The sequence below is a fragment of the Stenotrophomonas sp. RIT309 genome, assembly GCF_000632045.1.
Classification (GTDB): domain Bacteria; phylum Pseudomonadota; class Gammaproteobacteria; order Xanthomonadales; family Xanthomonadaceae; genus Stenotrophomonas; species Stenotrophomonas indicatrix.
Map to the genome: position 1 here is coordinate 96,387 of NZ_JFYS01000001.1, position 13,372 is coordinate 109,758.

The 13,372-nt window shown below is 66.8% G+C and carries 12 protein-coding genes; 3 read left to right on the plus strand and 9 right to left on the minus strand.

Going from position 1 to position 13,372, the window contains the following annotated elements:
- The first annotated feature begins 42 nt into the window (after nucleotides 1-42).
- On the plus strand, nucleotides 43-585 hold the full coding sequence (locus tag BW38_RS0120360; protein ID WP_081794500.1) for a DUF411 domain-containing protein: 543 nt from the start codon (nucleotides 43-45) through the stop codon (nucleotides 583-585).
- A gap of 42 nt (nucleotides 586-627) precedes the next feature.
- Here the strand turns inward: BW38_RS0120360 and blaL1 are convergent, their stop codons facing one another.
- From blaL1 to BW38_RS19915, 3 genes are all read right to left on the minus strand, one after another.
- Nucleotides 628-1,497 (minus strand): L1 family subclass B3 metallo-beta-lactamase, encoded by an 870-nt coding sequence (gene blaL1, locus BW38_RS19920; RefSeq protein ID WP_032974614.1) that lies wholly within the window; start codon nucleotides 1,495-1,497, stop codon nucleotides 628-630.
- Nucleotides 1,498-1,590: 93 nt separating this feature from the next.
- Entirely contained in the window at nucleotides 1,591-4,662 is a 3,072-nt protein-coding gene (locus tag BW38_RS0120365) for a TonB-dependent receptor (protein ID WP_161763218.1), read from the minus strand.
- Nucleotides 4,659-5,192, minus strand: a complete 534-nt coding sequence (locus tag BW38_RS19915; RefSeq protein WP_032974616.1) for an RNA polymerase sigma factor — start codon at nucleotides 5,190-5,192, stop codon at nucleotides 4,659-4,661. The genes BW38_RS0120365 and BW38_RS19915 overlap by 4 nt, the downstream gene beginning before the upstream one ends.
- Before the next feature lie 206 nt (nucleotides 5,193-5,398).
- On the opposite strand from BW38_RS19915, the gene BW38_RS19910 reads away from it, so the two are divergent.
- Nucleotides 5,399-5,665, plus strand: coding sequence for a hypothetical protein (locus BW38_RS19910; RefSeq protein ID WP_032974619.1), 267 nt, complete (start codon nucleotides 5,399-5,401; stop codon nucleotides 5,663-5,665).
- Nucleotides 5,666-5,679: 14 nt separating this feature from the next.
- A complete protein-coding gene (locus tag BW38_RS19905; protein WP_032974620.1) occupies nucleotides 5,680-6,858 on the plus strand; it encodes a low temperature requirement protein A in 1,179 nt (392 codons plus the stop codon).
- 23 nt (nucleotides 6,859-6,881) lie between these two features.
- Here the strand turns inward: BW38_RS19905 and BW38_RS19900 are convergent, their stop codons facing one another.
- The 6 genes from BW38_RS19900 to BW38_RS19875 all read right to left on the minus strand — a co-directional run bounded on the left by BW38_RS19900 (nucleotide 6,882) and on the right by BW38_RS19875 (nucleotide 13,130).
- A complete protein-coding gene (locus BW38_RS19900; RefSeq protein ID WP_032974622.1) occupies nucleotides 6,882-7,397 on the minus strand; it encodes a DUF1697 domain-containing protein in 516 nt (171 codons plus the stop codon).
- Nucleotides 7,394-8,035: a response regulator transcription factor gene (locus BW38_RS19895; RefSeq protein ID WP_032974623.1), complete on the minus strand. Its 642-nt coding sequence runs from the start codon at nucleotides 8,033-8,035 to the stop codon at nucleotides 7,394-7,396. The genes BW38_RS19900 and BW38_RS19895 overlap by 4 nt, the downstream gene beginning before the upstream one ends.
- Entirely contained in the window at nucleotides 8,028-9,086 is a 1,059-nt protein-coding gene (locus BW38_RS19890) for an ATP-binding protein (RefSeq protein ID WP_032974624.1), read from the minus strand. Before BW38_RS19890 ends, BW38_RS19895 begins: the two co-directional genes overlap by 8 nt.
- A gap of 162 nt (nucleotides 9,087-9,248) precedes the next feature.
- On the minus strand, nucleotides 9,249-9,986 hold the full coding sequence (locus BW38_RS19885; protein WP_032974625.1) for an MgtC/SapB family protein: 738 nt from the start codon (nucleotides 9,984-9,986) through the stop codon (nucleotides 9,249-9,251).
- A 25-nt stretch (nucleotides 9,987-10,011) separates the two neighbouring features.
- The gene (gene mgtA / locus BW38_RS19880) at nucleotides 10,012-12,771 is read right to left on the minus strand and encodes a magnesium-translocating P-type ATPase (RefSeq protein WP_032974627.1); all 2,760 of its coding nucleotides are present in this window, start codon (nucleotides 12,769-12,771) and stop codon (nucleotides 10,012-10,014) included.
- A 59-nt stretch (nucleotides 12,772-12,830) separates the two neighbouring features.
- Complete coding sequence (locus BW38_RS19875) at nucleotides 12,831-13,130, minus strand: hypothetical protein (RefSeq protein ID WP_032974628.1); 300 nt, start codon at nucleotides 13,128-13,130, stop codon at nucleotides 12,831-12,833.
- Nucleotides 13,131-13,372 lie beyond the last annotated feature (242 nt).

Genomic DNA, 13,372 nt, shown 5'->3' on the forward strand with positions numbered 1-13,372 from the left:
GGCAGGCGCTCGCGCCTGCGATTGCAAAGGAAAACCTGATTCATGAACCGCATTCTTTCCCTGAGCCTGTTGCTCACCCCCATTCTGCTGGCCACCGCCTGCGCGCGTGCCTCCGAAGAGGCCGTGTCCGCGCCCGCAACCGCAACCGCAACCGCCTCGGCGGTCGAGGCGACGGCCGGAGCGACGATCGACCGGGAGCTTCCGTTGGCCATCGTGCACAAGACGGCCAGTTGCGGCTGCTGTGGCGTGTGGGCCGACCACCTGAAGGCTGCCGGCTTCGCGGTTGAGATACGCGATACCGATGACATGCATCCGGTCAAGCAACGGCTCGGCGTACCGGCCGGCAAGGCGTCCTGCCATACCGCCGAGATCGGTGGCTACGTGGTGGAAGGCCATATTCCGGCCAGCGACATCAAGCGCCTGCTGAAGGAAAGGCCGACGGCACGTGGCCTGGTGCTGCCGGGGATGCCGGCTGGATCACCGGGCATGGAAATGCCTGATGGCCATGTGCAGCCGTATACCGTGGAGCTGGTGCTGGCCGATGGCAGCACCCAGCCTTTCGCACAGCACGGGCAGGGTGGCTGACAAGGTGTAGCGGGCGCGGCGGCGGATCGCCGCCGCGCCTGGTCAACGCTGCTTTTCGCGTTGCTTCTTCAACTGCGCGTCGAAATTGCGTTCGGCCGAGTCGGCGTAGTCCTGGCAGGCCATTGCCTTGGCTCCTGCCGATGTGCCCGCTGCGTAGTTCCAGCCGCTGGCGCCGGGATGCGGAGTCAGCAGGACGTCGCAGGGCAGGGCGCGCACCGTGGCGAAGCTGCGGCGATAGTCCTCGATCAGGTGCGGGTAGCGCGGGTTGGCCTGCAGCTGATAGCCCGGCGCACTCAGGCTGTCGGCATAGACCATGCGCACCGGTTTGCCGCCCCGGGTGTCGGTCCAGGTCCAGGCGGTGCTGCCCGGGGTATGGCCGGGCACGAAGTGCGCGGTGAAGTCGACGCCACCGAGCGAGACCACCTCGCCATCCATGATGATCCTGTCCGCCGTTGCCGGCGGATAGGTGATGTCGTCGCCGAAGTGCAGGTCGTTGCTGCCGCCACGTGCCAGCAGCACCGCAGATTCGGCATTTGCGACGATCTGCGCAGCGGTACTGCGCTTGAGCGCAGCAACCGGGCCGGCGTGATCGGCGTGGGCATGACTGAGCAGGATCAGGCGCAGATCCTGCGGCGCAACGCCGCGCGCTTTCATGTTGCGCAGCAGGTGGTCGGCCATCTGCGGCATGCCGCCATCGAGCAGCACCGCGCCCTGCGGCGTCTGCACCAGCAGCGCGGTCAGGTCTTCGGTGCCGATCTGCCAGGTGTGATCGGCAATCTGCAGCGGCGCCATCGGCTGCAGCCAGGAGGCATCAACGGTGTAGGCACGCAGTTGCGGCAGCGTCGGTTCGGCGGCAGAGGCCGCAGCGGGAAGCAGGGCAGCGAGCGTGATGGCGAGGGTCTGCAAGCGCATGGGAGGGCACCGATGTAGGAGGCCCAGAAACTAGCATGGGCCTCCTTCATCGCGTCACGCATAGAATTCATGGCACCCATAAGGCGCCATGTCTCAGTAGCGATACTGCCACCCCAGCGTAAGCACTCGCCCACGCCCGGCGAAATAGCTCGGGTTGGATGGCGTGGTCTGCGAGTAGTAGGTGATGTACTGCTTGTTGGCGAGGTTCTGCACGCCCAGGGTGAAACTGCTCTTGCCCAACGCATAGCGGGCGACCAGGTCGACCGTGGTGTAGCCCTTGAAGCTGGCCACCGGCACGCCGCGCAGGTCGAAGTCGCGATCGAAGGCATGGCTGGCCTGCAGACGGGTGCTGAGTTGCGAGGTCCAGCCCTGTTCCCAGAACGCGGTCAGACGGTTCGGGGCGATGTTGACGCCTGCCAGGTCGCTTTCCAGACGACCATCCAGGTCGGCGTCGTAGCGGCCATTGGCGCGGGCATAGCCCATGCCGAGGTGGCTGTCACCCAGGCGCAGGCGCAGGTTGGTCTCGAAGCCTTCCACCCGCGTGGCCTGGCGCTGCACGTTGTAGGCATCGATGCCGGCGTCATAGACCAGTACCGAACCCAGCTTGGATTCGGAGGTGTAGTACGCGATATCGCCGCTGAAGCGGCCGTCGTCATACTCCAGCCCGATTTCGCGGTTGTCCGACACCACTGGCGACAGGTCGACCAGGTTGTCCACGCGCTGGCCATCGCGATTGATCGCGCGCAGCACGCGGCCAACATCGGCAACGGTGTAGCCTTCCGAATACGACGCGTAGGCATTGAGACGGTCATTGATGTACCAGACCGCGCCGAAGTTCGGCAGCGCCTCGCTCATTGTCGGTTTGCCGCCGGCCACCTTGCGTGCGCCGTAGCGGGGCAGGGTGGTGTAGTCGCCCACCTCCAGCTCGCCCTTTTCGTAACGCAGGCCTGCGGACAGCATGACGTGGTCGGTGGGCCACCACTGCAGCTGCAACAGCGGCGACAGGCTCTGATAGGTGGTCAGCGGTACCCAGTTCAGGCCGCTGGCCAGCAGCACCTGATGGGTGCGATCGCGCAAGCCATCCAGCCCGAGGGTCACGTCCAGCGAGGTGTCGCCGATGCGACGCCAGCTCTGGGTCAGCTTGAAGCCGCGTTTGTCTGATTCATTCTGGGTCTGGTCCCAGGCGGCGTTGGCACCCGTGTTGCCCCAAGGGTCCCACTGGCTGGCGCCGTAACGCCCTTCGAAATCGACCGCGAAGGCCTGTGCCAGGAACTGGCCGCCGAACAGATCGGCATTGCCGTAGTCCAGGGTCAGCGAGCGTGAGCGGTTCATCGGCGGATCGAGCGGCGTATCGCCGGGCACCGACGTGGCCGGGCGACCGGTGCGGAAGTTGCCATCCACAGGCAGGTAATTGTCCAGGCCACGCAGTTCGTAGCGATTGGCCATCAACTGCACGCGCTGGCCTTCGGCGATGTTCCAGCCAAGCTTGGCGAAGATGTTGGTCGAGGTCGAATCCATCAGTTCGCCCTGCGCGTTGGTGCCGATCGCACGGCCGTCGCCGTCGTAGTACAGGCCCTGCCGTTCATGGGCGAGGCCGGCCACGAGGTCGAACTGTTCGCCGCGGATGCCCACCAGTGCCGAAGCGCGCTGGCCGTCATCATCGCGCCGGCGCGGCGAGGCGGCGGTGAGCGAAAGGCTGCTGTCCAGCAGGAAAGCACCCGGTTCGCTCGGCGCACTGCGGGTGATGATGTTGACGATGCCGCCGGTGCCGCCGATGCCCTGCAGCGCGTTGGCACCGTGGATCACTTCGATGCGTTCGATCATCGCCGGATCGATGGTATGCGAATCACGCGAGCCGTCGCGCAACGGGGTTGACTGCGGCACGCCGTCGACCATGTACAGGATGCCGCGCCCGCGCATGCTTTCGCCATAGTTGGACATCTTCTCGCGTGCCGGAGCGAAGGCCGGGATCTGCGAGGACAGCACGCGTGACACATCCGAGCCCAATGCCAGCTGCTGCTGGACGTCCTCACGGGTGAGCACGGTGATGGTGTTTGGCATGGCGGTCTCGCCCTGCGGCATGCGCGCGGTGGACGCCGACACAGTCACTCTGCCAAGCGAGGTTGCGGCTGCCGGCGCTGGCGCAGTGCGCGGGCGGTCCGTGTTTGCCGCCGCAGCTGCCGTAGCGAGCGCGCTGCGGATCACGAACACGCCCGGCGAGCGTTCCTCGACGCTCAGTCCCTGGCCGGCAATCAGCCGTTGCAGTGCTTCGCGCGGGGCATAGCGGCCGTCCAGCGCTGGCGCCTGGCGGCCGGCAACGCTGTCTGCAGCGAACAGCAGCTGGATGCCGCTCTGCCTGGCCACCGCATTGAGTGACTGTTGCAGCGGGGCGGCCGGAAGATGGACGTCCACCGCCGTGGGGGTGGACTGCGCCGCCGCCGGAAGGGCGGCGCACAGGCTGACGGCCAGCAGGGCAGGCGTCAGGCTGCGTACCACCTCGCCCAGCGGGGCCTGCGCGAACTGCAGTCGGCCCTGCGTCCATTCCCCGCTGCCAGTGGCGATCGGCTGCGGCAGCTGGACCGGCCCTGTCCCTGCCAGCAGCTGCTGGCCAGGCTGCAGGTGCTGCTCGCCGTCACGGCCAGCAACGCGCACGCCGACCTTGCCTCGCCACAGGCGGACTTCACTGCGGTCACCGCGTCGCTCCACGTCGAACACCGTGCCGTAGTTGCGCACCTGCACGGGCCCGGCATCGACCTGGAACCGGCGCCAGCGCGAGGGCGCCACGTCGAAGCGGGCGCGTCCGGAGACCAGCACCGCGCGGCGCGAACGCAGATGGCTGCGCACCTGCAGATGGCTGCCCGCATCCAGCTGGATACGGCTGCCATCGGCCAGCAGCACGTTGCGACGTTGGCCGATGACCGTCCGGTAATCGTGCTGTTGCCAGCCGGGATCGACAGCGTAAAGCCCGCCCAGTCCAGCCACCAGCAGCAGGCCGAGCGCAGCCCCGCCGATCTGCCGGCTGCGGTGGGGGCGATACAGTTGCGCCGGATCGGGTACCGGGAACAGTGCCTTGAGGGTGTCCCGATGTTGCTCCAGCAGACGATCAGGCGAAGGCGTGCCGGCCTTGTCCGGGAGTGGAGGGCGCGGGCGAGGGGGCGCTGTCACGTCAGCGCCCTCACCGGCAGCGCCTGCCGGCAATCGACCATCGCCAACCGCAGATGCCGCTCGACCGCCTTCAGGCCGATCCCCATGCGGCGGGCAACCGCAGCCTGCGGAACGTCATGGATCTTGTGCAGGATGAAGACCTGGCGGCGTCGACAGGGCATCGCACGGATGACGTCGACAAGCCGTGCCAGTTCCTGCGCGGCAACGGCCTGTCTGGCCGGGCCGGCACCTTCGCAGGCCGCATCGGGCAGTTCGGCACGCGGTTCCACCCACTGGCGACGCAGGTCTTCAGCACGGCAACGATCAACCGCAGCGTCATGCGCCATCCGTCGCAGCAGCGCCATCGGCTGGCGCACGCCGGCCGGTTCGGGGCGCTCCAGCAGGCGTACGCAGACGTCGTGCACCACCTCGCGGGCCAGCCCGGGTGAGGCGAAGCGACGGCGCAGGTAATCCACCAGATCGTCGTAGTGGCGCACCAGCGAGGACACCAACGGCAGCACAGGTGGCGGGGGGTGCGGTGGCGTGGACATCCGGGAAAGCGGCGCAGGCAGGAAGGGGTGCCAGGCAGGGCCAGCCCTGCGCGGTGCCACGATAGTAATGGGAACTGTTCGCATTTGCTATCGGATGAGCGACGACGGGATTGTTCGCGGTGCCCGGAAAGTGAATCCACGATCACCCTCTGCAGCGCACACTCGGCCGCAGATAGGCTGCATGGCAGCCATCGGGGAGAGTGACCATGCACGTGCTTCTGGTGATCGTCGGCGGGTTCCTGCTGCTGGCCGTCTTCGCGCTGTTCGGCAGGCTCTGGAGCACAAGCAGCCCTCAGCTGCCAACGGCGCTGCTGGCCTTCATCGGCACCTGGCTGCTGGTATCGGTGGCCAACATGTGGGTGGGGGTCAGCCGGGCAGGCTATACGGTGCGCGAGGAGTTGCCGATCCTGCTGCTGGTGTTTGCCGTGCCGGCGCTGGTGGCCGGTGCCATCTTCTGGCGGCTGGGCCGCTGAACCGAGGATCCGTGATGCCGGCAACGCCCCGTCTTCCTGCCCTGCGTCGTCGCGACGGCCATCATGCACGGGTGACCTACGAAGAACTGTTCTTCGACCTGGTCTATGTGTTCGCGGTCACCCAGCTCAGCCACCACCTGCTGCACCACCTGGGCCTGCTGGGCGTGCTGCAGACGCTGGTGTTGTGGTTTGCGGTCTGGCTTGGCTGGCAGTACGCGTGCTGGGTCAGCAACTGGTTCGACCCGGAGGCGCCGCGTATCCGTGGCCTGTTGTTCGTCACGATGCTGCTGGCGTTGCTGATGTCTTCGTCCATCCCGGAAGCCTTTGCCGGTCGCGCCTGGATGTTCGCCGGTGCCTACGCCACGATGCAGGTAGGGCGGACGCTGTTTGTGCTGCTGGAAGTAGGGCGCTCGCACCCGCTGGCCGCCAACTTCAGGCGCATGCTGGCCTGGGTCAGCGTTTCGGCCTGTTTCTGGCTGGCCGGTGCATCGGTCGAGGGCAATGCGCGGCTGGCATTGTGGGCGGTGGCTGTCGCCTGCGAGTACATCTCACCGATGTTCGGTTTCGCGTTTCCGGGCCTTGGCCGTTCGCGTACCCGTGAGTGGACCATCGAAGGTGGGCACCTGGCCGAGCGCTGCCAGTTGTTCGTGATCGTCGCATTGGGTGAGACGTTGCTGGCAACCGGCGGCGTGCTGAGCGAGGTGGAGCACTGGAGTGGCGCAGTGGTGTCGGCAGTGCTGGCGACCTTTGCCGGTACGATCGCAATGTGGTGGCTGTATTTCGGCATCTCCAGCCGCGACGCCACCGACACCATCACCCGTTCCGACGACCCGGGCCGCATCGGCGCCTACTTCCACTACGTGCACGCGCTGCTGATCGCCGGCATCATCGCCACCGCCGTCGGCAACGACCTGGTGATGGACGAACCGGAGGCGACGGTGACCCTGGCGTATGCCGCGATGCTGGCAGCAGGGCCGCTCATCTACCTGCTGGGCAGCGCACTGTACAAGCGGGCGGTCTACGGCCGCGTGCCGCGCTCGCACCTGGTGGGGGCAGGGGTTCTGGTCGTGCTCGGCTTCGTGCTGCCATGGATGCACCTGCTGGCGGCAGGGTGGCTGACCAGCATCGTGCTGCTGGCGGTGGGGCTGGCCGATACACGGTTGAAGCGAAGCATTGCAGCGACGCGCCGTTAGGGGGCTGCCCGGCAGGCCTGAGCTCAGCGCAGCTCCGCAGCCATCGCCGCCAGTCGGCTCACGGTGTTGATGTTGCGGCCGGTTCCGTTTGCTGCGAAGGGGACGCGCAGGCGCGAACCGGCCATGCCATCGCCGTAGTGGATGAACAGCTCGCGCTTGCCGAGAGCGAGCTGTTCTTCGCCAATACCCGTCACGCCCTGCAGCGGGTCCTTCGGCAGCGCTGCATCGATGAACAGGGCGACGACACGGTTGCCGGCGGCGTCCTTGAACGGGTTGTGGGCGACCACTTCGGCCATCTCAGCAGCGGTACGCACCAGCACGCCGACCGGCTTGCCCGCATAAGCATGCAGACTTTTCGCCAAACTGCCGCGCACACCCGCCTCGTCGAGCGTACTGCTGAACACGGCATTGCCGCTGGCGATATAGGTGCGGACGTCCCGGAATCCGGCGTTCTCGCACATCCGCACCAGCTCGGTCATCGGTAGCTTGCCGGTGCCGCCGACATTGACCGCGCGCAGCAGGGCCACGTAGGCGGTCATGGCGCAGCGGCCTGCAGCCGGTCATACATGCGCACCAGATCGACCAGCGTGCGTGCTTCCATCTTGCGCATGACCTGCGCGCGACGCACCTTCACGGTGATCTCGCTGACACCCAGGTCGGCGGCGATCTGCTTGTTCAGGCGACCGCGCACCACGCCGGCAACCACCTCGCGTTCGCCGGCGTTCAAGGTGCCCCAGCGCAGCTGCAACGCGCCCAGCGCATCACCCTCGCGGCGCCGCTGGCGATCGATCCCGATGCCCCTGTGGATCGCGTCCAGCAGTTCCTGGTCGCGGAACGGCTTGGTCAGGAATTCGATGGCGCCGTCCTTGATCGCATTGACGCCCATGGCGATGTCGCCGTGGCCGGTGATGAACACGACCGGCAGGTGCAGATCGTGGCTGGCCATGTTGCGATGGAAATCCAGTCCGCTCTGCCCAGGCATGCGCACGTCCAGCACCAGGCATGACGGAGCGTCGTCCCGCGGGTGGGCAAGGAATTCCCCGGTGGAGGCGAAGGCCCGCACCTGCAGGCCCATCGAGGCCAGCAGGTCCTCCAGCGCGGCGCGCACCGAGGCGTCGTCGTCGATCACATAGACGATCGGTGACGGTTCCATAGGTGCTGTGGTGGCTTTACGCATGCGCAGCCTCCGTGGCCGTGGGCAGCTCGAAGATGAAGCAGGCGCCGCCACCGGGCGGTCGTTCCGCGCGGATATGGCCGCCGTTGGCTTCGATCATCGAGCGGCTCAGGCTGAGGCCCAGGCCGAGGCCGTTCGCCTTGGTGGTCCAGAATGCATCGAACACGCGGGCAGTCTGCTCCGAGGGCAGGCCGACACCACGATCGCGCACGCTCAGGCTGATGTGGCTGCGGCCATCGTACGCCGTCAGCAGGGACAGCCTGCGCTCGCTTACGGGCGTGTCCGACATCGCATCGACGGCGTTGAGGATGAGGTTGCCGATCACCTGCTGCACCTGCACGCGATCGGCGTGGGCGGGTGGCAGGTCGCTGCCCAGCACCAGCGCCACGGTCACACCATGCTGCTCCAGTTCGCTGCGCGAGAGTGCCAGCATTTCCTCCACGGCCAGGTTGAGGTCGAAGGCCTGGCGCTCTGGCGCGGCGCCTTGAGTCAGGCCGCGGATGCGGGCAATCACGTCACTGGCACGGTGGGCGTCGGCGACGATGCGGGCGATGGTCTGGCGCGCCTTGTCCAGGTTCGGCGGTTCCTGGGCCAACCAGCGCTGGCTGGCTTCGGCGCTGCTGGCGATGGCCGCCAGCGGCTGGTTCACTTCATGTGCGATGGAGGTGGTCAGCTCGCCGACGGTGGAGGCGCGGGCCACCCGCAGCAGGCGCGCCTGTGCATCCTGCACCGCGGCCTTGGCCGCTTCCATCTTCAATGCCAGGTAGGTGGTGATGCCGATCACCAGCATGCCGATCGCTGAATTGACCAGGCCGATACGGTACGTGCCGAAGCGGGTCAGGAAGAAGCTGAGGCCGGTCAACCCGATGCAGACCGCCGCAAGGGCGATGAGCCCGCGTGCGGGCAGCCGCCGTGACGCTGCGAGGATGACGGCAGCGTAGAAGCAGGCAGCGGCAACGGCGTAGTCGGTAACCGTATCGACCAGGAAGATGGCCGCCATCACGATGATCAGGGCCAGCACGACCAGGGGGCGGCGGGGCGACAGCGATGGCATCGGGATAGCTCCCTGGCGTGGGTGGAAAGGATAGCAAAGCGCTGTTCAGCAGATGCCGACCTTGGTCGGCATGCGCCAGAGAGATGCAGGGTAGTGCCGGCCGCTGGCCGGCACCTGCAGGGTGTTCCCGCAGTTCATGAGGTTGCCGGCCAGCGGCCGGCACTACTCCTCCAGGCTGGCGTTCCAGAATCCCTGCAGCATGCCCGGCGTGGCGGCCAGCGTTGCCAGCACCGCATCCAGTTCAGCGCCATCGACCGTGGTGGCGTACAGCACCGCTTCGATCTCGACATCGCGCTCGCCGAACGGCCGCTGGTCGACCGCGCGTACCGGGTACTGCGCCTGCTCCAGCAACAGCAGCAGCCGGTCCAGCACCTCGGCCTGCTGCTCACGCTGGCAGACCACGTTGATGGCATAGGTGGCCTCGCTGAACGCTTCCGGCAGCGGCTGCCGCTGGATGCGGTTCACCACCGGCCGCAGCAGGGTATTGGCAGCCAGCACGAACACCGCAGCCAGTACCGCTTCAGGCAGCAGCTTGATGCCGGCACAGGCGCCGACCGCAGCCGAACCCCACAGGGTGGCGGCGGTGTTCAGGCCCGACACCTGGGCGCCATCCTTCATGATCGCGCCGGCACCGAGGAAGCCGACGCCGGAGATCACGTAGGCCACCACGTGCAGTGGCGACGGCGGCCCGCCGTACAGGTCGTGGAAGCGCACGGCCAGGTCGACGAACACCGCTGCACCCACCGCTACCAGCGTATTGGTGCGCAGTCCGGCGGTGCGCTGGCGGAACTGCCGCTCCAGGCCGATCAGCGCACCCAGCACGAAGGCGACGGACAGGCTGATCAGCGAGCTGAGGGTGGCGCCCGCGTTGAAAGCGGGCAGGTGGGGGTTGAAGTCCATGAGGGTTCTCCCTGCGCCGGTGCGTTTACTGCCAGCCGTAGCGGCGGATGTAGAGCTTCTTCAGCGCGGTGGTCAGCACCGCATAGCCGAACAGGATCGCCACCAGGAACGGCCAGTAACCGGCCGGCAGTGCCTGCAGCTTGAAGTAGCCGGCCAACGGGCTCATCGGCAGGATCACGCCGATGGCCATGATCGCCCCGGTCATCAGCAGCAGCGGCGGTGCGGCGATGCTCTGCAGGAACGGTACCTTGGGCGTGCGGATCATGTGCACGATCAGCGTCTGGGTCAGCAGCCCGACCACGAACCAGCCCGACTGGAACAGGCCCTGATCGGCCGGCGTGCGTGCATCGAACACGTACCACATCAGGGCGAAGCAGCTGAGGTCGAAGATCGAGCTGATCGGACCGAAGAACACCATGAAGCGGCCGATGTCCGCCGGGTTCCACTTCAGCGGCCTGCGCACCAGCTCCTCATCCACGTTGTCGAAGGGAATGGCGATCTGCGAGATGTCATACAGCAGGTTCTGCACCAGCAGCTGCAGCGGCAACATCGGCAGGAAGGGCAGGAACGCCGAGGCCACCAGCACCGAGAACACGTTGCCGAAATTGGAACTGGCGGTCATGCGGATGTACTTGAGCATGTTGCTGAAGGTGCGCCGCCCCTGGATGACACCTTCCTCCAGCACCATCAGGTTCTTTTCCAGCAGGATGATGTCGGCGGCCTCCTTAGCGATGTCCACCGCACTGTCCACGCTGATGCCGATATCGGCGGCGCGCAGTGCGGGAGCATCGTTGATGCCATCACCGAGAAAGCCGACCACCTTGCCCTGCGCGCGCAGCTCGCGCACCAGCCGTTCCTTGTGCAGGGGCGTGAGGCGGGCGAACACGCGGTGCTCCTGCAGTGCACGCGCCACGGCAGCGTCGTCCATGCGCTCGATCTGCGGGCCGGTCACGATCGTGTCGGCGTCCAGGCCGACCTGGGCGCAGATCCGGGCGGTGACCAGTTCGTTGTCGCCGGTGAACACCTTCACTTCGACACCATGCGCGGCCAGCGCCTGCAGTGCGTGAGCAGCGGATTCCTTCGGCGGATCGAGGAAGGCCACATAACCCACCAGGGTCAGATCCCGTTCGTCGGCCTGGGAGTAGACCGTCTGGCTGGCGGCGGTTTCTTTCATCGCCACCGCCACCACGCGCAGGCCCTGTTCGTTCAGTTCCTCGGTGGTCTGCCGCACCCGGGCCAGGCGCTGCGCGTCCAGCGGCATGTCCCGGCCGTTCTCGCGCACGGTGCTGCACACCGCCAGCATCTCCTCCACCGCACCCTTGCAGATCAATTCGTGATGGTCCTCGCGCTCGGAGACCACCACCGACATCCGACGGCGCTCGAAGTCGAACGGAATCTCATCGACCTTGCGGTAGTCCTGCGACAGGCGCAGCGAGCTCTGCAGCTCCACATGCTCCAGCACCGCACGATCCAGCAGGTTGATCAGGCCGGTCTGGAAGTGGCTGTTGAGGTAGGCGAAGGTCAGCACCTCCTCCGAATCCTGCCCGAACACATCGGTGTGCCGCTCCAGCGCGATCTTGTCCTGGGTGAGGGTGCCGGTCTTGTCGGTACACAGCACTTCCATCGCACCGAAGTTCTGGATCGCGTCCAGGCGCTTGACGATCACCTTGCGCCGCGACAGCAGCACCGCGCCCTTGGCCAGGGTGGAGGTGACGATCATCGGCAGCATTTCCGGGGTCAGGCCGACCGCCACCGACAGCGCGAACAGGAATGCTTCGGTCCAGTCGCCCTTGGTCCAGCCATTGACCAGCAGCACGAACGGCACCATCACCAGGGCAAAGCGGATCAGCAGCCAGCTGACACTGTTGACCCCGGCCTGGAACGCTGTCGGCGCGCGATCGCTGGCACTGCTGCGCTGGGCGAGGGTGCCGAAATAGCTGGTGTTGCCGGTGGCCAGCACCAGTGCTGTTGCCGTGCCGGACACCACATTGGTACCCATGAACAACAGGTTGGCCTGTTCTATCAGGCCGGCGTCGGCGTTGCCCGGCTGCACGAACTTCTCCACCGGCAGCGATTCGCCGGTCATCGCCGCCTGTGCGACAAACAGATCCTTGGCGGCGAGCACGCGGCAGTCGGCCGGGATCATGTCGCCTGCCGACAGCACGATATGGTCACCCGGTACCAGAGCGCGGATCGGCAGGTCCAGCAGCCGTGCCGGCCGACGGCTGTGCAGCTGCGCGCCGAAATACTGGTCGGCCACCTCCGCCGCCTCGGTGCCCGCAGCGCGGCGCAGCACGCGGGCGGTGTTGCCTACCAGCGCCTTCAGCCGTTCGGCAGCGCGGTTGGAACGCCCCTCCTGCACGAAGCGGATCAGGGTGGACAGCACCACCATCGCACCGATCACCACCGTCGCCTTGGCGTCTTCGGTCAGCCAGGACACGGCCGCCAGCACCGTCAGCAGCAGGTTGAACGGGTTGCGATAGCACTGCCACAGATGGCGCCACCACGGCAGTGGCTTCTCGTGATCGACCTCGTTGGGGCCAAAGCGCAGCAGGCGCTCTTCGGCCTCGTGCGGGCTGAGACCATCGACATGTGACTGCAGGGTGGCCAGCGCATCGGCTTCGCTGCCCTGTGCAAGCGCGAGCAGTCCAGCAGTGAGCGCGGTGGGCGCGGCCTGCGTGCTGCCAAGGCCGTACCCGGCTTCGGGCATCGCGCGACGACCGAACAGGTTGCCCGCGCGACGGCTGCGCAGGAAGGCGTTGAACCAGGCGTTGAGCAGGCTCATGGGAAGGTCCTCTTGGAGCGGCGCCGGGCGCAGCCGGCGCGTGGAGCGGAAGGGGGGTATCAGGCGTGGCGCATGGCCAGCACCGATGGCGACCAGGGCTGCATGCGCAAGCGTTGGCTGCCGCCGATGCACAGCGGCTTCATCGCATCGCGCAGCGGGTAGGGCAGGTGGCGCAGCACGTTGATGCGCTCGCTGATCGGCAGCAGCGACAGTGCGTCGGCCACCACCCGTGGCGAGCCGAGGGCCAGCGAACGGGCGAACAGGACAGGGCCGTGCTGCAGCAGCAGGCTGCGCAGGCCGGAAACATCACGCTCACCGATCAGGCGGCGCACGGTGATGTAGAGAATCTTGTAGGACATGGGATTCCTCCGGGCAGGCGCTGCCCGGGGCTCCCATCGCTTACACGGACAGGAACCAGCCGTCAGTCGCCAGCAGTGAACAAGTAGGCAGGCAGGGGCGCGCGTTGCGCCCGGCAGGGTCGGGATCCATCTACGTCTCCGCGTGGGGCGGCCAGTCACTGGCCAGTGGCGCTATTGTCCGCTCTCGTATTCAGCAGGCCTAGAGGCCCGTGGGTTAGCCCGGCTATACCTTGGTATAGAAA

Coding starts and splice junctions, on each gene's coding strand:
- BW38_RS19905 (WP_032974620.1), top strand. CDS start 5,680: ATGCCGGCAACGCCCCGTCTTCCTGCCCTGCGTCGTCGCGACGGCCAT.
- BW38_RS19895 (WP_032974623.1), bottom strand. CDS start 8,035: ATGCGTAAAGCCACCACAGCACCTATGGAACCGTCACCGATCGTCTAT.
- mgtA (WP_032974627.1), bottom strand. CDS start 12,771: ATGAGCCTGCTCAACGCCTGGTTCAACGCCTTCCTGCGCAGCCGTCGC.
- BW38_RS19890 (WP_032974624.1), bottom strand. CDS start 9,086: ATGCCATCGCTGTCGCCCCGCCGCCCCCTGGTCGTGCTGGCCCTGATC.
- BW38_RS19915 (WP_032974616.1), bottom strand. CDS start 5,192: ATGTCCACGCCACCGCACCCCCCGCCACCTGTGCTGCCGTTGGTGTCC.
- BW38_RS19875 (WP_032974628.1), bottom strand. CDS start 13,130: ATGTCCTACAAGATTCTCTACATCACCGTGCGCCGCCTGATCGGTGAG.
- BW38_RS19885 (WP_032974625.1), bottom strand. CDS start 9,986: ATGGACTTCAACCCCCACCTGCCCGCTTTCAACGCGGGCGCCACCCTC.
- blaL1 (WP_032974614.1), bottom strand. CDS start 1,497: ATGCGCTTGCAGACCCTCGCCATCACGCTCGCTGCCCTGCTTCCCGCT.
- BW38_RS19910 (WP_032974619.1), top strand. CDS start 5,399: ATGCACGTGCTTCTGGTGATCGTCGGCGGGTTCCTGCTGCTGGCCGTC.
- BW38_RS19900 (WP_032974622.1), bottom strand. CDS start 7,397: ATGACCGCCTACGTGGCCCTGCTGCGCGCGGTCAATGTCGGCGGCACC.
- BW38_RS0120360 (WP_081794500.1), top strand. CDS start 43: ATGAACCGCATTCTTTCCCTGAGCCTGTTGCTCACCCCCATTCTGCTG.